Here is an 18697-nt window from a genome sequence, read left to right as displayed (position 1 = left end):
GGCTCTCATGAAGCATCGTCGCCCGCCATGGCCGCATCTTCCGAACGATCACGCGAAGATCGCCTGGCGCGATCTGGCGATCACGTTCGCGCCGGTCGCGGTGCTCTTCGTGATCGCGATGGCGCTCGTCATCTGGCTCGTCGATCCCGCGCCGCCGCGCAGCATCACGATGAGCGCGGGCCCGCGCGACAGTTCGTTCTTCGTCATCGCCGAGCAGTACCGCACGATCCTCGCGCGCAACGGCATCAGGCTCGACGTGCTCGAATCCGATGGCTCGGTGCAGAACCTGCAACGTCTCCTCGACCCGAAGCAGCACGTCGACCTCGCGCTCGTGCAGGGCGGCTCGTCGGACGGCATCGCCACGTCGTCGCTGATCTCGCTCGGCAGCGTGTTCTACGTGCCGGTCGTCGTGTTCTATCGCGGTAAGGGCGTGACGCGACTGTCGCAACTCGAAGGCCGGCGCATCGCCATCGGCCGCGAAGGCAGCGGCACGCGCCTGCTTTCGCTCAAGCTGCTCGCAGCCAACGGCATCGTCCCCGGCGACGCCACCACGCTCCTGCCCTCCGACGGCCTGCAAGCCGCGACGCAGCTCGTCGCGGGCGAAGCGGACGCTGCGATCCTCAATGGCGACTCCGCGACCCGCGCGCTGATGCTGCGGCTCCTGAAAGTGCCCGGCGTTTCGGTAATGGACTTTACGGAAGCGCAGGCCTACACGCGCCTCTTCCCCTATCTCGACGAGATCGACCTGCCGCCCGGCGTGCTCGATCTCGGCCGCAAGGTTCCACCGGACACCATCCACCTGATCAGTCCGACGGTCGAGATCGTCGCGCGTCCGAGCCTGCATCCCGCGATCTCGGACCTCATCATCGAGGCCGCGCAGGAGACGCACGGCAAGCCGGGCATCATGCAGAGCGCCGGCCAGTTCCCGAGCCAGGCCGCGCACGAATTCCCGATCAGCGACGACGCCAAGCGCTATTACCGTTCCGGCAAGAGCCTCTTGTTCCGCACGCTGCCGTTCTGGGTCGCGAGTATCGTCGACCGGCTGCTGTTTCTGCTCGTGCCCATCGCCGTGCTGCTCCTGCCCGCAGTGCAGGTGATTCCCGCGCTGTATCGATGGCGCGTGCGCTCGCGGATCTATCGCTACTACGGGTCACTGATCGCGATCGAACGCGGCGCGCTCGACCATTCCACCGACGAGGAACGCCGCACGCTGATCGCGGAACTCGATCACATCGAAGAGTCGCTCGATACGCTGCGCATGCCGCTCGCCTACGCCGACGCGTTCTACGTGCTGCGCGAACACGTGGGCGTCGTGCGCGAGCGGCTGTCGCGCTCGGCGCGGGCGGCCGAGCGGAGTGACTCGCCCGCCACGACGTCCACAACCGGAGCATGAATGACACCTGAAACCGTACTCGCCCACCACGACACCGCCGCACTCTGGCCCGCCGCCGACCGTCAGGGCAGCAGCACGACGGACGTCGCATCGGCCTATCAGGACGCGCTGGCCGTGCGCGCGCTGCGCGAAGCGCGCGGCGAGCGCGCGGTCGGCTACAAGATCGGCTTCACGAATCGCACGATCTGGGAGCGATACGGCGTGTTCGCGCCGATCTGGGGCCCGGTCTGGGACTCGACGCTCACGCTGTGTCACGGCAGCGGCGTCGTGGATCTCGCGGGCACCTCGCAGCCGCGCCTCGAACCCGAGATCGTGTTCGGCATCGCCGCGACGCCGCCAGCGGACCCGTCGCTCGAAGATGTGTTCGCGGGTGTCGACTGGCTCGCGCCCGGTTTCGAGGTCGTGCAGACGCATTGCGCGGACTGGAAGTTCACGGCGGCCGAGACCGTCGTCGATGGCGCGCTGCATGCGCGGCTGCTCGTCGGGCCGCGCATGCCGGTGCGGCAGATTGCGACGAGCGGCAGCGCGCTCGATGCCGCGCTCGCCGCCGCGCATGTGCGCCTCTATCACGGCGACGCGCTGATCGACGAAGGCGTCGGCGCAAACGTGCTCGACGGCCCGCTGCACGCGCTGCTGCATTTCGTGCGCGAGATGCAGCGCTGTTCGGGAGCGCCGGCTCTCAAGGCAGGCGACGTCGTGACGACCGGCACGTGGACCGACGCCTGGCCGATCGAGCCGGGCCAGACATGGCGCTCGGAACGCGACGCGCCATTCGCGCCGCTGACGATTACGCTGCGCTGAGGCCGGCGTCCGTCACGACGAGCTCATCCGCGCGCGACAAAAACAGCTTCAGCGCCGCCGACGCATTCGACCGGCTGTAGCCGATCACGAGTTCGATCGAAGGCGTCACGCCCGCGAGCGGCCTGCTGACCACCGACGACGGCAGCAGGTTCTGCGCATACGCGGGCATCAGCGACAGGCCGCGCGTCGATGCCACGAGCGACATCGCCATCGCGAGGTTGTCGACGCCGTGCTTCGGCGTGACGCCAATCCCGCTCTCCTCGACGTAGCGGTCGATCACGCCGCGCAGCACCTTCGCCTTGTTCGATGCGGCGACGAACGGCTCGCCCGCGAAATCGTCCGGACGAATGCTTTCTCTTGACGCAAGCGGATGATCGCTCGGCATCAGCACGACGAGCGGCTCGCGATCGACCACGCGATAGTCGAGGTCGTAGCCTGGCTCCGCGCGCAGGAATGCGAGATCGAGCTTGCCGCGCGCGAGGGCATCGGCGAGATCGGGCGAATAGTGGCTCGACACCGTGACGTCGATGTTCGGCAGTTCGTCGCGCAGGAGGCGCATCGCGCGCGGCAGCCAGGTCATCTCTTCGCCAGTCAGAAAGCCCAGCGCGAAAACTTCCTTCGCCGGCTTCGACGCGCGGCGCGCCGCCTCGGTCGCGGCATCGACCTGGGCGAGCGCGAGCCGTGCGTGGTCCAGAAACGCGCGCCCCGCCGCCGTCAGTTCGACGCCGCGCGCGCTGCGGCTCAGCAACTCGGCGCCGACTTCGTCTTCGAGATCGCGAATCTGCCGGCTCAGCGACGGCTGCGACGTGTGCAGCCGCTTCTCGGCGGCGACCGTCAGGCTGCCCGTCTCCGCGACAGCAACGAAATACCTCAGATGCCGAAGTTCCATTCCCATGCCTCCCAGGCATGACCACCCGCTTATTAAGTATTTTTCCGCGATCCAATAAACGCCTAAATTGGCTTCACAGCAACGGCAAAATGCTTTCGCGAAGTTTGTCGGAGCGCTGCAACCCATACCTTATAGGAATCGATCATGTCCAAGCCAGTCATTCTCGTCACGGGCGCACTCACCGGCATCGGCCGCGCCACCGCCCTCGCGTTCGCCGAAAGCGGTGCGCGGCTCGCCGTCTCCGGGCGCCGCGAAGCCGAAGGCAACGCGCTCGCCGCCGAACTGCGCGAACTCGGCGCCGACGCCGTCTTCATCCAGGCCGACGTGCGCCGCGACGACGACGTCCGCCGCCTCGTCGACGAAACCGTCGCGCGCTTCGGCCGGATCGACGCCGCCGTGAACAACGCGGGCACGGAAGGCCAGCCGGGCGCAATCGTCGATCAAAGCGAGGAAACCTACGCCGCCACCTTCGACACCAACGTCCTCGGCACGTTGCTCAGCATGAAGCACGAACTGCGCGTGATGCAGCCGCAAAAAAGCGGAAGCATCGTGAACGTATCGTCGACGTATGGGCACGAAGGCGCCGCGTTCGCGTCGGTGTATGCGGGCAGCAAGCACGCGGTCGAGGGCATGACGAAGTCCGCCGCGCTCGAAGGCGCGGCTGCCGGCGTGCGCGTGAACGCCGTCGCGCCCGGTCCGACCGATACCGGCATGCTCGACCGCTTCACCGGCACCTCGGAAAACAAGGCGGCGCTGGCTGCGAGAGTGCCGCTCGGGCGCATCGGCAAGACGGAGGAAGTGGCGCGCGCGATCGTGTTTCTCGCATCGGAAGCGGCTTCGTTCGTGACCGGCCAGATCCTCACGGTCGATGGCGGAAAGACGGCCGGTTAAGTGCGAAATCGTGCTCTCGAAGCGCGAGCAGCCGGACGGTGCGAGAATGAAACGACTCGCACCGTACCGGTCGTCGCGTTTGAAGGAGCGGACATGTTCAACTACTCTCGGTCAATACGAGCGGCGGGCGCGGCGCTTTTGATCGTCGGCGCGTTCGGCCTGCTGCGCACCGCGCAATCCACCGAAACCCCGACGAAAATCCCGCCGCCCACGCGCGACGAGCAACCCGGCGCGACACACGCGGAAACGGCTGTTTTCGCCGGCGGCTGCTTCTGGGGCGTGCAGGGCGTGTTCCAGCACGTGCGCGGCGTAAAGCAGGTCGTCTCGGGCTACGCGGGCGGCGCGGCGGGCACCGCCCACTACGACGTCGTCAGCGAAGGCAAGAGCGGTCACGCCGAATCAGTGCAGGTCACCTTCGATCCAGCGCAGATCACTTACGGGCGCCTGCTGCAAGTGTTCTTCTCGGTCGCGCACAATCCGACGCAACTGAATTACCAGGGGCCGGACCACGGCACACAGTATCGATCGGCGATATTTCCGCAGAACGCAGAGCAGCGCACAATCGCGACAGCGTATATCGCGCAACTCGACGCAACGCATGCGTTTCATGAGCGCATCGTCACGAAAGTCGAGGACTTCAAGGGCTTCTATCCCGCCGAGGCCTATCACCAGAACTACCTGACGCTGCATCCCGACAGCGGCTATATCGCGATCAACGACCTGCCGAAGATCGATTACCTGAAACAGATGTTCCCCGATCTATACCGCGACAAGGCGGTGTTGGTCGCCGCGACGTCGAACTGAAAAGCGCACTTGCCAGCCTTCGCTTAAGATTCTTCCCCCGCCGCCGTAAACCTCGGGGGAGAACTCACAGCAAAGGCTGTTCAATGATCAACGAAGACAACACCGCGCTCGCCGCACAATTTCTCCGCCACGACGCGCCGCTCGACGCGATTTCTTCCGACCTCCAACACGACGGCGCCGTCTACCGGACGCTGCTCGAATCGACGCGCGCGATTCCCTGGAAGATCGACTGGCACACGATGGAGTTCGCGTACATCGGCCCGCAGATCGAGGCGCTGCTCGGCTGGCCGCCTTCGAGCTGGAAGACGGTGCAGGACTGGGCCGAACGCATGCATCCCGACGACCGCGCGCAGGTGGTGGACTTCTGCGTCGCGCAATCGAAGGCGGGCGCGGACCATGAGGCTGACTATCGCGCGCTGACGAGCGACGGCGGCTACGTGTGGCTGCGCGACGTGGTGCACGTCGTGCGCGACGAAGCGGGCGAAGTGCAGGCGCTCGTCGGCTTCATGTTTGACATCAGCGAGCGCAAGAAGACCGAAGAGCAGGTGGCGCGGCTCCAGCGGGAACTCGAAGAGCTGTCGTTCAAGGATGGGCTTACGAGCGTGGGGAACCGTCGAATGTTCGACATTGCACTTGCGCGCGAGTGGGACGCGGCGTTGAAGACGCGCTCGGCGCTGTCGCTCGTGATGATCGACATCGATTTCTTCAAGTCGTACAACGATTATTACGGGCACGTTCAGGGCGATGCCTGTCTTAAGCGCGTCGCGGAGATTCTCGGTGAAGGCTTGCGGAGCGGCGATTTCCTGGGGCGCTTCGGCGGAGAAGAGTTCGTGCTCGTGCTGCCCGATACCGGCGCCGATGCCGCGATGCGCGTCGCGGAACGTTGCCGCAACCTGATCGGCGCCGCGCAGATCGCGCATGAGCGCTCGCCGTATCGACAGGTGGTGACGGCGAGTTTCGGTGTGGGGACGATCGTGCCGTCGGAGGATCTCGACTCGACCGGCTTCGTCAATCTCGTTGATGCGCAGCTCTATAACGCCAAGGACAACGGGCGCGATTGTATTGCGGCGATCGATCGGAGCCGGGTGCGGTGAGGTTGACGGACATCAACGCGTATCGCCGAGCCTGATCGTCTGTCCGTGACGCAGCACGGTGAACGAACCGGGCGCCAGACCCGCTTCCTTGACGGCGTCTGAGAGCAAGCGCGGCGCCTCGTCGAGCGGATCATCGGCAAGTTCGAACGTGCCCCAGTGAACGCCGATCGCCTTCTTCGCGCGCAAGTCGCCGAAGACTTGCACCGCCTCCTTCGGATCGACATGCTGCGCGTGCATGAACCAGCGCGGGGCATACGCGCCGATCGGAATCAGCGCGAGATCGAAACCGCCGAAGGCCTGGCCGATATCCGCGAAATCCTTCGAATAACCCGTATCGCCGACGAAACAGAACGAATACGGATGCGCCGCGCCGTCGGGCGTCTTCACGACCCAGCCGCCCCACAGCGTCTCCGCGCGATCGGTCAGCGAGCGCGCGGACCAGTGCTGGCTCGGCACGAACCAGACATCGAGGCCAGCGGCGCGCGTCTCGTCGCCCCAGTCCATTTCCCGCACGTTCGCGATGCCCTCGCTCGCCATCCACGCCTTGATGCCGAGCGGCACGAGAAAGAGCGGCGGACCGCCTGGCTGCGCGTTGAGCGCCTGCACGCTCGCGGTATCGAGATGATCGTAGTGATTATGCGAGATGAGCACGACGTCGATGTGCGGCAACTCCGCGACCGATAGCGCAGCGGGCACCTTGCGCTCCGGCCCGGCAAACGACACCGGTGATGCGCGCTGCGAGAACTGCGGATCGGTCAGGATGTTGACACCATCGATCTGCACGAGCGCGCTCGCGTGACCAATCCACGTGAGCGTATCGACGGTGCGGTTCGCTTTCAGCCACGCGACGTCCGGACTATCCAGCGGGAATTTGTAGCCGTTCGCGGGCGGCTTCGGCAGACCCTGCGTCCAGCGTTCCCAACGCCATTTGAGAAACGACTCGTGCGGCAGGTCACCGTAGTTGTTGACGTAGCCAGAAGACGTGTGACGCGCGTGATGCAGCGGCGGCCGCGTGTCTTGCAGGATCGCGTCGGCGCTTTGGCTTTGGCTTTGGCTTGGGCTTGGGCTTGCGCTTGGGCTTTGACTTTGGCTTTGCGCAGGCGTGCCGCTGCCGCACGCGGATAGCAGCGCGCCGAGCATCAGCGCGTCACGGGAGCGCGACAACATGGAAAGGAAGGAACGCATTGGAGGCCGTTTAGAAAGCGACGTTCAACCTGTAGCATCTCTCGTGCCCTTCATTGCAGCTTCCACAACATCGCGGCGATCGTCCCCTGGTCTTGAAAAACGGCAAGCACATCGTTGATCGACGTAATCGGCACGCCATTCACCGCCAGGAAAAAAACGAGCCGGCGCCCGCTCTTCGCGTCGAGGTAGCCAGCGAGCGCCTGCCCTTTCAACGTGAGCGGCGGCCCGCCCACGTACGTTCCCGTTTTCGCATGTACCTGTCCTTTGGCCGGCGCGAGCGTCGGGTCGGCTTCGAAGTCCGTTACAAAAGATAACGATCCGTCGACGCCCAGAACCGGCAGCGAATCGAAGTACGACGGGAACGCCGCGCGCTTCGTCATGCCGGTGAGCAATGTCGTGACCGCCTGGCCGGTTGCGGTGGTTTCGCCGCCGCCGCTTCCGTCGATGAAATGTAGGTCGCTCGCAGGAATCTGGAACTGCGTCGAGAGCGCGTTCTGTTCGGCGGCGAGCGCGTCCGCGACGGTCGTCGAGCCGTCGGCGGCAAGGCCGAACAGCATCAGGCTCATGTCGGCGCCGATGTTGTAGCTTACTTTGTCGATCAGCTTCGCGTAATCGCCGTAGGGCTGCGACAAGAGTTGCGCAACCTGCGTCGACGGCACGTACGAATTCTGTGCCGGAAGCAACTGCACGGGATTCGGCTCGACGTTCGCAGCCGTCACCGTGACGCCTGCGCGCGCGAGCGCCTCGATGAAAACCGTGCGCGCATAGTTTGAAGGCTCGGTGATGCGAAACGTTCGGATCAGCGGGTACGCGTTTGTCAGCGGCGGCACGAAGCCGGCCGGCAAGTTGCCCATCACCCTGCCCGTGCAATTCGGCGTACCGATGCAGGTCGGTGGCTCAGGCGCCAGCTCGATATCGAGCGCCGAGCCTTGCCCGCCTGCCTGCAGGCCGGACAGCACGCTGAAGGCCGCCGACTTCGGCCGCCAGTCGACCGACGCATCGGCGCCAATGATCACATCGACGGTATCGTCGTTGACGAAGATCGGCCGCACATCAAACTCGCCGCGAAAGTTGAACGGCTCGAATAACCGGTCGTCGATCACGACTTCGCCCGCCACGCGCCGGATGCCCGACGCCGCCACCTGCGCCGCGAGTACGTCGTACCCCGCGAGCGGATCGGGCGTGGTGAGCTGCGCGTTGCCGAGCGCGTTCGCCTCGTTGTGATCGAAGTTGCTGATCGCGAGCGACCCGTCCGGGTTCGTGCGGCCGCCCATCGTCAAGTCGCCGCTCGCGACCAGCACGAGGTTGCCGTTGAGCGTGCCGCCCGCATCGACCACGCCCTGGCGGTAGACGGGCGTAACGAAGCGATGATCCGGCCCGAGCTGGTTCAGCGCCATGCCAACCGAGAAGAGCTTGCGCACGGACGCAATCAGCGTGGGAGCCGTGGCGTTCTGCGCATGAACCACGCGCCCGCTCTCGAGATCGATCACATGCAGCGACCAAACCGCGTTCTTGTAGACAGGCTTCTGCATCACGTTCGTTATTTCGGCGGGAATCGGCTGCGTGCCGCCCGGCGTGCTCGATCCGCAAGCCGCGAGCGAAATGGCGCCGAACGCCGCAATGGCAAGACAAATGAGCTTCGGTCCATTCGTCGGATGCAGGGTCATCGCGAACTCCGTCGGTGCGTGATGCGTGGATCGGGCGGTTCGCCATCATCGCGCGAATGGCGCACCCGCGCAGCAACCGGTTGACGTTCGCGTGCCCTTTTTCCCTATGCGAGATCTGTCGAAATCGCCAGCTCGCGCCACGCCTTCAGTTCGGCCTCGACATGGCGATTCTTCTCCTCGATCCGCGCGATCGTATCCGTGCCGAGCGGCAGGCGCACGGGTGGCGTGGGGCTGTCGGCGAGGGTCAGGATCGCCTGCGCGAGCTTCGCCGGATCGCCCGGCTGCTGATGGTTCGCGCCAGCCGCGAAGTCACGCATCGCGCCCACAGTCTCGGCGTAGTCAGCAATATGCAGCTTGGTCGAGACGAGCGAATCGTCGTTGAGGAAGTCCGTGCGGAAGAATCCCGGCTCGACGACCGTCGAATAGACACCGAGCGGCGCCAGTTCGCGCGAGAGCGCCTCGCTCAAGCCCTCGACCGCGAACTTCGTCGCGCCGTACACGCCCCAGCCCTGATAAGCCGAGTAGCCACCGATCGACGAAATGTTGATCAGATGGCCGCTGCGTTGCGCGCGCATTTGGGGCAAGACGGCGCGCGTCACGGCGAGCAGGCCGAAAACGTTCGTGTTGAATACGGCCTTGACTTCGCTGTCGCTCGATTCTTCAACCGCGCCCAGCAGCCCATAGCCCGCGTTGTTGACGAGCACGTCGATGCGCGAGAAGCGCGCCACCGCTTGCCGCGCGGCCTCCACGGCATCGGCTTCGTTCGTGACGTCGAGCTTCACGGCGAGCAGGTTCGGATGATCGCCCAAGCGCTCGATGACCGTCTGAGGATTGCGCGCCGTCGCGACCACGCGGTCGCCCCGTTCGAGCGCCCCGCGGGCAATGAGTGCGCCGAAGCCACGCGATGCGCCTGTGATGAACCAGACCTTGCCAGTATCGGTTTGAGCCATGATTGCAGTTCCTTTGCAAAAGTAGTTGGCGTTTCGTGCAGTCGTGACGACTGCGCATCGCCGGCGGCTTTCAAAGCGCCGGATCTTTCAATCGGTATGAACTTCGTCCGCGAATGTCACGCATTCGGGCGCGCCCGGCACCGCGCGAACGCGCGCGGGTGTGCGCGAAAGCCGGTACGGGACCTTCAGCACCGGCCAGAACGCACCGCGCGTGTCGCGCGCGACGCTCAGCATGTCAGCGAGGAAGTCGCCGTCTTCCATCAACTCGTGCACGCGTGCGACCGGCACCGCGCGTAACCCCGACGCCGCGAGCCTCGCGACTGCGCGCTGTCTCGTCATCGCGCCGCACTTCGCGTGCGTTCCGGCGTAATCGCCTTCGACCCACACGTAACCGTCGCTGCACGGAACGGCCGCACCCGTTGGCTGCGGATTGCCCGTCGCGAACAACGCGCACCACGCGGCGACGTCCTGCATCGATACTTCGACGAAGGTGCCCGCGTTGCGTGCGCGACCGGCCAGCGTCGCGACGATCGCAAAGAGCGCAGCCTGCCCGCCGAGAATGTCCGCGCCCGATGCGCCGAGCTTCACGGGCATCCCTTCACTGCGCGTGAGATCCATCAGTCCGCCCATCGCCTGGATCACGGTGTCGAACGCTGGCCGCGTTGGATACGCGGACTCGATGCCGAAGCCGGATATTGAGCAATAAATCAGCTTCGGGTTGATACCACCGAGTGCCGCGCGATCGAAACCGAGTTTCGCGAGCGCGCCGGGCCGCAGGTTTTCGACGAGGACGTCGGCGGTAGCGAGCAGCTTGCGCAGATGCGCGCGGTCCGCTTCCTGTTTCAGATCGAGCGAAATCGTCTGCTTGTCCGTGTTGTTGAGCGCGAAGAAGTAGCTCGTGCCGTTCTGCCCCGGCATCCATGCGCGCGCGACTTCACCTTCGGGCGGCTCGATCTTCACGACTTCCGCGCCGAGTGCCGCGAGATGCTTGCCGACGAGCGGCGCGGTCGTGTACTGGCCGATTTCGATCACCTTCACGCCGGCGAGCGGGCCGGCATCGTTTTCGGCAGTGGCACCCTCGGTCATCTGTATCGTTTCTTCACCCTTGGTCCTGATCAGCGGCGACGTGCGAAACACCGATACGTCGCGATACGTCTCCTGATCGACGCCTTGCGCATCCACCTGTTCTGCTGCATGCGCGTGACGCATCCGAAAGTTGGGCTCGCCCGGCAAGTCCGCGACCGATACGATCGGCCCGGCCGCCACACCGATGCGTTCGCAGAGGCGCGAACAGGAATCGGTCGTCAACGTGCGCGTCCACGTTTCGATCAGCGCGTCGAGGGCACCGACGTGGCGCACGCGATCCGCGAGCGTCGCGAACCGCGCGTCCTCGAGTTCCGGCACACCGGCTGCGTGCTTGATCTTGCGCCATTGTTCCTCGGTGCTCGTGCAAATGAGGATCCAGCCATCGCGTGTTCTGAATGCATTCCAGGGCGCGCACGCCGGATGCCGGTTGCCGACGCGCCCGACCGTCTCGCTCGCGAACGCGGCTGGAAGAAACGTGGTCAGCGCGCTCGCCGCGCACCCGAACAGCGTGACGTCGATGTTCTGCCTGATGCCGCGCAGCGTCGCGACACGAAGCGCCGAAGCCACTGCGGCAGCCGCGTACATCGCCGCCGAGATCTCCGTGAACGGCACGCCGATGCGAACGGGCTGGCCGTTGGAGAAGCCGGTCGTATCCATGAGGCCGGTCATCGCCTGGATCTGCGCATCGGTCCATGGGATGCCCGCTCGCGAGCCTTGCGGACCGGTCGCGGTGATATCGCAGACGATGTACTTGCCCGCCGACTTCAGTTCCGCGATCACGCCGCGCCGCGCCGCTGAACTCACGTCCGATGAGACCACGATCGCGTCGTAGCTGAAAGCGTCGATAGGGTCGGCGTCGGTGACTTCGACCCTGGCACCTGCGCGTTCGAGAAGCGTCGCGCTCAGCTTCACCGCGCTGCGTTCGCCCCACGCAAGAATTCGTACTCCGTCCAGCATTGCCGTCTCCATTTCCGTCACCTGCGCTTAAACCTTGGATAAAACGATACGTTGCCCCGCATTCGCAGACAAACGACTTTTATTCGAACCTCAGTTGAGTTTTTCTAAGGGCTTTTGCCGGTAATAACCCGCTCCGCCACACACAACGCCCGTGCTACCATTTTCTGATGCGAACCCTTCCGTCCCTCAACGCGCTGCGCGCCTTCGAAGTCTGCGGGCGCCTCTTGAGCATTCAGCTCGCCGCCGACGAACTGAACGTCACGCCCGCGGCCGTCAGCCGGCAGATCAAGCTGCTGGAAGACCAGCTCGGCGTGCTGCTCTTCGATCGCGGACATCGCGCGATCACGCTGACGCCGATGGGCGAGCGCTATCTGACGGACATCGTGCGCGGCTTCGAAACGTTGCGCACCGCGACCATCAACCTCACTGAAGCGCGCCGCCGTCGCACGTTGAAGATCCGCGCCTATACGACGTTCTCGATGAACTGGCTGCTGCCGCGTCTCTCGACGTTTCATCGCGAGTATCCCGACATCGAGGTGAGCCTGACTACTTCGCTGCAGGCGGTGGACTTCAACGCCGAAGACGTCGATGCCGCGATCCGGCTTTCGCACACGCCGTCGTCGGACGTAGGTTCGGACCGGCTCGTGCCAAACGAACTCGTCCCGGTATGCAGCCCCGAGTTCCTGCACGCGCATCCCGAGCTGACGGACGCGACCGCGTCGAGCCTTCGCAACGTTCCGTTGCTTCATTCACTCGCGCGCCGCGAAGACTGGGCCAAATGGCTCGACGCGGCCGGCGTACGCGGCGTCAATCCCTTAAGCGGCCTCAGCTACGAGAGCTCGATCCTCGCGTACTTCGCCGCGACGCAAGGGCACGGCATCGCGATTGCGCAGCGCGTGCTGGTTGCCGACCAGCTTCGCGCCGGCACGCTCGTCATGCCGTTTTCGTTCGTGCTCGATCTCGGCGCGTACACGTACTATCTCGTCTATCCGCCAAAGCATCTCGCGAGCCCCGAGTTCGCCGCGTTCCGCACCTGGCTGCTGTCTACATGCGACGAGCAGGTGTGACACGTCTTTTCAGCGCCCTTTGAAACGAGGCTTGCGCTTCTCCGCGAACGCCTTGCGCCCTTCCACCCGATCCTCCGATTCGCGCATCGCGCCCCACGCCAGTTCAGTAAATTCGATCGCCTGCGTAAGCGGCACGTTGCTGCTCGTCTCCGCCACTTTCTTGATCATCTGCACGGCAAGCGGACCATTGGCCGCGATCGCGCCCGCGAGTTCGTGTGCCTTGTCCATCAGTGCCTCGGGCTCCGTCACGTCAGAAACGAGACCCACGCGCTCCGCGTAAGCGGCGTCGATTTTCGCGCCGGTGAGCAGCATCTTCATCGCGATCGCCGATGGCACCGCCTTCTGCAACGCCTGAATCCCGCACACGGCCGGGATGCTCGCGACGACCGCTTCCGGCAAGCCGAACACCGCGTTGCTCGACGCGATGCGCAGATCGCATTGCAGCGCCAGTTCGAGCCCGCCGCCGAGGCAATATCCGTTGATCGCGCCGATGATCGGCTTGAAGATTCGCAACGAAGTCAGGTCCATCAGGCGCACATAGATGCCTTCGGCCCCCGCGCGATCGATCGATTTGACGAATGAGGAACTGAAGCTGGTCGACGGCGGCAGCGTGTTCTTCAGATCCGCGCCGACGCAAAACGACTTGCGTCCCGCACCGGTCAGCACGATCACGCGCACGTCGTCATCGTCGCGCGCTCGCGAAAGCGCGGCGCGCAGTTCTTTGAGGCTCGCCAGATCGAGTGCATTAAGCGCTTCGGGGCGATCGAGGCCGATCGTCGCGACGTAATTCGAAACTGTGTAGTGGATGGTCACGTTCGTTCCCTCAAACGCTCGGCGACGACAGCGACCGGCCACCACACACATAAAGCGTCTGCCCGGTGATGTACGACGCCTCTTTCTGCGCGAAAAACAGCACGGCCTGCGCGATGTCCTCCGGCGTGCCGATCCTCTGCACCGGCACTGATTTCTTCAGCCGCTCCTGAAGATCGGCGTCGAACTTGCGAAAGAGCGGCGTATCGACGATGCCCGGCGCTATCGCGTTGACGGTCACGCCCGCGCTCGCCCATTCGAGCGCAAGACTGCGCGTGAGGCTCACAACGCCGCCCTTCGCAGCGGAATAGTTCGATTGCCCGATACCCCCGAGCCACGCGCGCGACGATATATTCACGATGCGACCGTACTGCGCGGGGACCATGTACTCCAGCACCGCACGGCAGCACAGGAACTGCGATTTCAGATTGACGTCGATGACGGCGTCCCAGTCGTCGTCGCTCATCTTCGTGATGCGCTTGTCGCGCACGATGCCCGCGTTGTTCACGAGCACATCCACGCGGCCGAAGCGTTCCGCCACCGTCTCCACCGCCGCGTTCACCGATTCGCTTTTCGTCACATCGACCGCGAGGCCGATCGCGTCGGCACCCTCGGCTGCGAGCGCGCTGGCTGCTTCGTCGAGGCTCGCGCCGTCGCGATCGAAGAGCGCGATGCGACGGCCGCTCTTCGCGAGTGCCGTCGCGATGCCGAGGCCGATGCCTTTCGCACCGCCCGTAACGATGGCGACTTCATCTGATCGATGGTTCGTGGTTGCGTTCATGGCGTGTCTCCGTTGAATGAAAGTCCTTGCATGCTTCGATGCTAGGGCTCGCCACGTCCCCGCTCAAACGACATTTCCTGCGACTTCAATTGACTTGCGATCAATCGAAGTCTGCCATGCGTCAAGCGATCAGGGGGTACGAAAAAAACTCATGCCAGTTCTGAGAAAAAATCGTTTGTACGGCTACGTTCTTCAAACCTACGATGCGTCCATGTGCCGAGGTGCCTTCTGGCTGCAACGGCGCAAGGAGTCCGGCAATCGGCGCGTGCGTCATCCGGACGGCACGCAATCACGACAAAGAAACACGGAGACAAAGATGGATACCACCCTTCCAAAGGTTGTCGCAGCAGACGCGACGCCGCTCACGCGAGCGCAGAGAAAAGCCATCATCGCGGCGACACTCGGCACCATCGTCGAATTCACCGACTGGATCATTTACGCGACCTTCGCCTCACTCTTCTCGCGGCACTTCTTCCCCGCGAACAACGATCGCGTCGCGCTGCTCTCGGCGTTCGCCGTGTTCGCGGTCGGCTTCGTGATGCGGCCTATCGGCGGCGCGCTGCTGGGCGCCTACGCCGATCGTCACGGCCGCAAGAACGGCCTCGCGCTGTCGGTCGCGCTGATGGCGGGCAGCTCGCTCGTGATCGCGGCGTGTCCCGGTTACGCGACGATCGGCATCGCGGCGCCGATCGTCCTCGTGCTCGCTCGGCTGATCCAGGGGTTTGCCGCAGGCGGTGAGTTCGGCTCTGCATCGACGTTCCTGATCGAATCGTCGGCGCCTTCGCGGCGCGGCTTCGCGGGATCGTGGCAGCACTTCGCGGTGAACGCGGGCGTGCTCGTCGCGGCGTTGATCGGCTACATCCTCACGTCGGTCATCGCGCCGCCGGACATGGCGGCCTGGGGCTGGCGCATCGCGTTCACGATCGCGGGACTGATGGGTTTCGTCGCGCTGTGGATGCGGCTGACCGTCGCCGAAACCGATGCGTTCAAGCGGACCGCGGCATCGCATCGGCGCACGCGACATCCGTTTCTCGTGATCGTGCGCGAACATCGGCGCGCGGCGCTGCGGGTGATCGGTATCGCAATGGCGGGCAACCTGTGCATCTACCTCTGGCTCGTGCTGTTTCCCACCTTCGCACACATGCGCACTGGCTTGCCGCTGCGCGAAGCGTTCAGCGCGAGTGTTATTTCGATCATCGCTTCGCTCGTCGCTATTCCGCTGATCGGCATGCTCTCCGACCGCGTCGGGCGCAAGCCCGTATTGCTTGTGTTCGCCGGCGGCTCGGCCCTCTTCGCATGGCCCGCTCTGCACTTCCTAACCAACGACTTCTGGACGGCCACCACCATTGTCACGATCGGCATGCTGCTCTCTTCGGGCTTCGCCGCGACGTGCGCCACCGTGATGGCCGAGCAGTTCCCTGCCGAAGTGCGCGCAACAGGCGTGGCGCTGCCGTATGCGGTATCGGCGGCGGTGTTCGGTGGCACGCTCCCTTACATCATGACCGCGATGACCAGCTCGGGCCTGTCGCAATACGTGTGGGTCTACGTGGCGGTAGTGTGCTCGGTGGGTTTCGTCGTGTATGCACGGATGCCCGAGACACGCGGGAAGATTCTCGACTAGGAGCGACGACTCTGAAAGCTGAAGCGTCACCGCAGCAGTTCGTTTTTTACACTCTCGATTGGAGACAGTATGCGCAATGTAGTTATCGGCGGCGTCGGCATGACGCCCTTTGGCAAGTTCCTCGACCGCAACCTCAAGTCGCTCGCTGAAGAAGCGGTCGCGCTCGCACTGAGGGACGCGCACGTCACGGTGAACGACGTCGAACACGTCTTCTTCGGCAACGCGGCGGCGGGCGTCGTCACGGGCCAGGAAATGATTCGCGCGCAGTCGTCGTTGCGCAATACCGGGCTCGACGGCAAGCCCATGTTCAACATCGAGAACGCGTGCGCGTCGGGCAGTTCGGCGCTCAACCTTGCGTGGCTCTCGGTGGCGTCGGGACAGGCGGAAACGGCGCTCGTGGTCGGCGTCGAGAAGCTCTCGCACGAGGACAAGGCGGTGTCGTTCGGCGCATTTGCGAAGGCCGTCGATCTGGAAGAGCCGCTGCCCGAAGGTGTGAAAACCGGCACCGGCTCGCTCTTCATGGACCTCTACGCGGCGAAGGCCCGCAAGTGGATGGAGAAGACCGGCGCCGAGGCCAGCGACTTCGCGCGCGTAGTCGTGAAGAGCCGGCGTGCGGGATCGCTGAATCCGCATGCGCAGTTCCGCAAGGAAACGACCGTCGAGGAAGTGCTCGAAAGCCGCATGGTGAGCGACCCGCTCACGCTCTTCATGTGCTCGTCGATCGGCGATGGAGGCGCGGCGGTCTTCATCTGCTCCGAGGACTACGCGATGAAGCACGACATCCGGCCAGTGTTCATCCGCGCGAGTTCGATCGTTTCGGCAAAGGCCGATGGCTCGGGCGAACTCGTCGCGGTGCGGGCCGCGAACGCGGCTTATGAAGAAGCAGGGATCGGGCCGTCGGACGTGCATGTCGTAGAGTTGCACGATGCGTCCGCGCCTGCCGAGTTGATCCATTACGAGAATCTCGGTCTCTGCGCGCCCGGCGACGCGCCGAAGCTGATTCGCTCGGGCGACACCGACCTCGGCGGTCGAATCTCAGTGAATCCGAGCGGCGGCCTCTTGTCGCGCGGGCATCCGGTCGGAGCGACGGGCGTTGCGCAGATCGTCGAACTCACGCGGCAGTTGCGCGGCACGGCGGGCGCGCGGCAGCGTCCGGGCGCGAAGGTCGCGCTCGCCGAAAACAACGGCGGGCAACTCGCGGGCGACTCGGCCGTCGCGCTCGTGACGATTCTTTCGACGTAAACGCGTGTCAGTCGATCGTCGCGGACTCCGCCTTCGACTCGCGCTGCGTTATGGCCTCCGGAAACACGACGACCACGCGCAAGCCAGTCCTGCCTGGCACCCACGGCGCATCGCCGAGCGTGACGCGCACGCCGAGGCGCGCGGCGATCGTCTGGACGATCGACAAGCCGAGCCCCGAGCCCGACTGACCACTGCCGAGCACGCGATAGAAGCGGTCGAAAACGCGTTCGCGCTCTGCTACGGGAATACCGGGGCCGGTATCGTCGATCAGGATCGACGTGCCGCCGTGCCCGGTCTGCACCGACAAGTCGATGCGGCCGCCGGGCGGTGTGTAGCGAATCGCGTTGTCGACGAGGTTCTTGAGCATCGTCGCGAGATCGCTCTCGCTCGTCTCGACGACGGCGTTCATGTTGCCCACCACGCCGATGTCGAGATTTCGGGCCTGGGCGATCGGTATCAGGTCTTCGAGGATGCGCCGAACGACGCCCTCGACCGATACCCGCGCGAGCTTCGTCTGCGCGGCTTCCTGCACGCGCGCGAGCGTCAGCAACTGTTCGAGCAGCGCGCGCGTGCGGGCGATGCCCTGGCGCATCGTCGTGAGGCGCTCGCGGGCTTGCGGCGACATGTCGGTCGCCTCCAGCCGCTCAGCGTACAGCGAAAGCGCCGTGAGCGGCGAGCGCAGTTCGTGCGCGGCATCGGCGACGAAGCGCCGTTGCAGTTCCACCGCCCGCGCCACGCGCGCGAGCAGCCGATTGTTCGCCACGACGAACGGCGTGATCTCGGTGGGAAGACGCGCATCGAGCGGGCTGGCGACGGGCGCCAGGTCGTGCTCGGAGCGGTTGTCCAGCTCGGCTGCGAGCCGCGCGAGCGGCTTGAACATGCGCCTGACGAGCACCGCGACGATCGCGAGCAGCACAGGCACGAGCACGACGAACGGAATCAGCGTCGCGACGGCACTATTGCGCGCGATCTCATTGCGGTCGGCCGTCTGCTGGCCGACCGCAACGCGCGTGTGCGCATCGATCGTCTTCAGGATGACGCGCCATTCGAGGCCGCCGATCGGCACGGTGTGGATGCCGTCCGCAAGCCCGGGCGGAAGGCCGAAGAGCGCGCCATGCATCTGCTCGTGGTCGGGAAAGCGTTGCACGATCACCTTGGCTTCGGGCTCTATAGACGGCACGTAGTGTGCCGAGCCGCGCGCCATTACGTCGATGTTATCGCTCGTTACGAGTGCGGCGACCTCATGCAACTGACCGTCCTGAATCTGGTTGGCCTCCCAAAAAGCCGCGCCGAACGAGAACGCGCCAGCGGCGAGCGCGCTGATCAGGATCGCCGCGGCGAGCCACAGCGAAAGCCGGTATTGCAGCGAATTCGTCAGCCTGGCTTCGGGACCATCCATCGGGCGTTCCTGTGGGTTTGATTGCATTAACTGCCGCTTTGCTAAAGTATCGCACCGGTG

The 18697-nt window shown here is 64.8% G+C and carries 16 protein-coding genes; 8 read left to right on the top strand and 8 right to left on the bottom strand.

Annotated features, from left to right (window positions below; genetic code table 11):
* The first annotated feature begins 7 nt into the window (after positions 1–7).
* Positions 8–1393, top strand: a complete 1386-nt coding sequence (locus tag AWB65_RS03445; RefSeq protein WP_087665811.1) for a TAXI family TRAP transporter solute-binding subunit — start codon at positions 8–10, stop codon at positions 1391–1393.
* Entirely contained in the window at positions 1394–2194 is an 801-nt protein-coding gene (locus AWB65_RS03440) for a 2-keto-4-pentenoate hydratase (protein ID WP_087665810.1), read from the top strand.
* Here AWB65_RS03440 and AWB65_RS03435 read toward each other — a convergent pair.
* Positions 2181–3083: a LysR substrate-binding domain-containing protein gene (locus AWB65_RS03435; protein WP_087665809.1), complete on the bottom strand. Its 903-nt coding sequence runs from the start codon at positions 3081–3083 to the stop codon at positions 2181–2183. The two genes, AWB65_RS03440 and AWB65_RS03435, sit on opposite strands and share 14 nt — an antisense overlap.
* Before the next feature lie 144 nt (positions 3084–3227).
* On the opposite strand from AWB65_RS03435, the gene AWB65_RS03430 reads away from it, so the two are divergent.
* The 3 genes from AWB65_RS03430 to AWB65_RS03420 all read left to right on the top strand — a co-directional run bounded on the left by AWB65_RS03430 (position 3228) and on the right by AWB65_RS03420 (position 5872).
* The gene (locus tag AWB65_RS03430; protein WP_087665808.1) at positions 3228–3974 is read left to right on the top strand and encodes an SDR family NAD(P)-dependent oxidoreductase; all 747 of its coding nucleotides are present in this window, start codon (positions 3228–3230) and stop codon (positions 3972–3974) included.
* A gap of 93 nt (positions 3975–4067) precedes the next feature.
* Positions 4068–4778, top strand: a complete 711-nt coding sequence (gene msrA / locus AWB65_RS03425) for a peptide-methionine (S)-S-oxide reductase MsrA (protein WP_087665807.1) — start codon at positions 4068–4070, stop codon at positions 4776–4778.
* Positions 4779–4861: 83 nt separating this feature from the next.
* Positions 4862–5872 (top strand): sensor domain-containing diguanylate cyclase, encoded by a 1011-nt coding sequence (locus AWB65_RS03420; RefSeq protein WP_087665806.1) that lies wholly within the window; start codon positions 4862–4864, stop codon positions 5870–5872.
* 12 nt (positions 5873–5884) lie between these two features.
* On the opposite strand, the gene AWB65_RS03415 is transcribed toward AWB65_RS03420, so the two are convergent.
* From AWB65_RS03415 to AWB65_RS03400, 4 genes are all read right to left on the bottom strand, one after another.
* Entirely contained in the window at positions 5885–7039 is a 1155-nt protein-coding gene (locus AWB65_RS03415; protein ID WP_235007489.1) for an MBL fold metallo-hydrolase, read from the bottom strand.
* A 68-nt stretch (positions 7040–7107) separates the two neighbouring features.
* Entirely contained in the window at positions 7108–8724 is a 1617-nt protein-coding gene (locus tag AWB65_RS03410; protein ID WP_087665804.1) for a D-alanyl-D-alanine carboxypeptidase/D-alanyl-D-alanine-endopeptidase, read from the bottom strand.
* A 104-nt stretch (positions 8725–8828) separates the two neighbouring features.
* A complete protein-coding gene (locus AWB65_RS03405; RefSeq protein ID WP_087665803.1) occupies positions 8829–9674 on the bottom strand; it encodes an oxidoreductase in 846 nt (281 codons plus the stop codon).
* A gap of 87 nt (positions 9675–9761) precedes the next feature.
* Positions 9762–11717 (bottom strand): CaiB/BaiF CoA-transferase family protein, encoded by a 1956-nt coding sequence (locus tag AWB65_RS03400; RefSeq protein ID WP_087665802.1) that lies wholly within the window; start codon positions 11715–11717, stop codon positions 9762–9764.
* Between the two features lie 167 nt (positions 11718–11884).
* On the opposite strand from AWB65_RS03400, the gene gcvA reads away from it, so the two are divergent.
* On the top strand, positions 11885–12784 hold the full coding sequence (gcvA, locus tag AWB65_RS03395; RefSeq protein ID WP_087665801.1) for a transcriptional regulator GcvA: 900 nt from the start codon (positions 11885–11887) through the stop codon (positions 12782–12784).
* 9 nt (positions 12785–12793) lie between these two features.
* On the opposite strand, the gene AWB65_RS03390 is transcribed toward gcvA, so the two are convergent.
* Together AWB65_RS03390 and AWB65_RS03385 are read right to left on the bottom strand one after the other, a co-directional pair.
* The gene (locus tag AWB65_RS03390; RefSeq protein WP_087665800.1) at positions 12794–13597 is read right to left on the bottom strand and encodes an enoyl-CoA hydratase/isomerase family protein; all 804 of its coding nucleotides are present in this window, start codon (positions 13595–13597) and stop codon (positions 12794–12796) included.
* Positions 13598–13607: 10 nt separating this feature from the next.
* A complete protein-coding gene (locus AWB65_RS03385; RefSeq protein WP_087665799.1) occupies positions 13608–14375 on the bottom strand; it encodes an SDR family NAD(P)-dependent oxidoreductase in 768 nt (255 codons plus the stop codon).
* 316 nt (positions 14376–14691) lie between these two features.
* Here AWB65_RS03385 and AWB65_RS03380 point away from each other — a divergent pair, with 316 nt between their 5' ends.
* Entirely contained in the window at positions 14692–15996 is a 1305-nt protein-coding gene (locus AWB65_RS03380) for an MFS transporter (RefSeq protein WP_087665798.1), read from the top strand.
* Positions 15997–16065: 69 nt separating this feature from the next.
* Positions 16066–17238: a thiolase family protein gene (locus tag AWB65_RS03375; protein WP_087665797.1), complete on the top strand. Its 1173-nt coding sequence runs from the start codon at positions 16066–16068 to the stop codon at positions 17236–17238.
* Positions 17239–17245: 7 nt separating this feature from the next.
* Here AWB65_RS03375 and AWB65_RS03370 read toward each other — a convergent pair whose 3' ends face one another.
* Positions 17246–18637: an ATP-binding protein gene (locus tag AWB65_RS03370; protein ID WP_087665796.1), complete on the bottom strand. Its 1392-nt coding sequence runs from the start codon at positions 18635–18637 to the stop codon at positions 17246–17248.
* Positions 18638–18697: the final 60 nt, after the last annotated feature.

It is taken from the genome of Caballeronia humi, from assembly GCF_001544475.1.
GTDB classification, from domain to species: domain Bacteria; phylum Pseudomonadota; class Gammaproteobacteria; order Burkholderiales; family Burkholderiaceae; genus Caballeronia; species Caballeronia humi.
This window is presented reverse-complemented; position numbering and strand designations above follow the sequence as displayed.

What these genes read in the sequence shown, in the direction of transcription:
- AWB65_RS03370 (WP_087665796.1), bottom strand. Translation starts at nt 18,637, where the DNA reads ATGGATGGTCCCGAAGCCAGGCTGACGAATTCGCTGCAATACCGGCTT.
- AWB65_RS03440 (WP_087665810.1), top strand. Translation starts at nt 1,394, where the DNA reads ATGACACCTGAAACCGTACTCGCCCACCACGACACCGCCGCACTCTGG.
- AWB65_RS03420 (WP_087665806.1), top strand. Translation starts at nt 4,862, where the DNA reads ATGATCAACGAAGACAACACCGCGCTCGCCGCACAATTTCTCCGCCAC.
- gcvA (WP_087665801.1), top strand. Translation starts at nt 11,885, where the DNA reads ATGCGAACCCTTCCGTCCCTCAACGCGCTGCGCGCCTTCGAAGTCTGC.
- AWB65_RS03405 (WP_087665803.1), bottom strand. Translation starts at nt 9,674, where the DNA reads ATGGCTCAAACCGATACTGGCAAGGTCTGGTTCATCACAGGCGCATCG.
- AWB65_RS03435 (WP_087665809.1), bottom strand. Translation starts at nt 3,083, where the DNA reads ATGGAACTTCGGCATCTGAGGTATTTCGTTGCTGTCGCGGAGACGGGC.
- AWB65_RS03445 (WP_087665811.1), top strand. Translation starts at nt 8, where the DNA reads ATGAAGCATCGTCGCCCGCCATGGCCGCATCTTCCGAACGATCACGCG.
- AWB65_RS03375 (WP_087665797.1), top strand. Translation starts at nt 16,066, where the DNA reads ATGCGCAATGTAGTTATCGGCGGCGTCGGCATGACGCCCTTTGGCAAG.
- AWB65_RS03415 (WP_235007489.1), bottom strand. Translation starts at nt 7,039, where the DNA reads ATGTTGTCGCGCTCCCGTGACGCGCTGATGCTCGGCGCGCTGCTATCC.
- AWB65_RS03380 (WP_087665798.1), top strand. Translation starts at nt 14,692, where the DNA reads ATGGATACCACCCTTCCAAAGGTTGTCGCAGCAGACGCGACGCCGCTC.
- msrA (WP_087665807.1), top strand. Translation starts at nt 4,068, where the DNA reads ATGTTCAACTACTCTCGGTCAATACGAGCGGCGGGCGCGGCGCTTTTG.
- AWB65_RS03410 (WP_087665804.1), bottom strand. Translation starts at nt 8,724, where the DNA reads ATGACCCTGCATCCGACGAATGGACCGAAGCTCATTTGTCTTGCCATT.
- AWB65_RS03400 (WP_087665802.1), bottom strand. Translation starts at nt 11,717, where the DNA reads ATGCTGGACGGAGTACGAATTCTTGCGTGGGGCGAACGCAGCGCGGTG.
- AWB65_RS03430 (WP_087665808.1), top strand. Translation starts at nt 3,228, where the DNA reads ATGTCCAAGCCAGTCATTCTCGTCACGGGCGCACTCACCGGCATCGGC.
- AWB65_RS03385 (WP_087665799.1), bottom strand. Translation starts at nt 14,375, where the DNA reads ATGAACGCAACCACGAACCATCGATCAGATGAAGTCGCCATCGTTACG.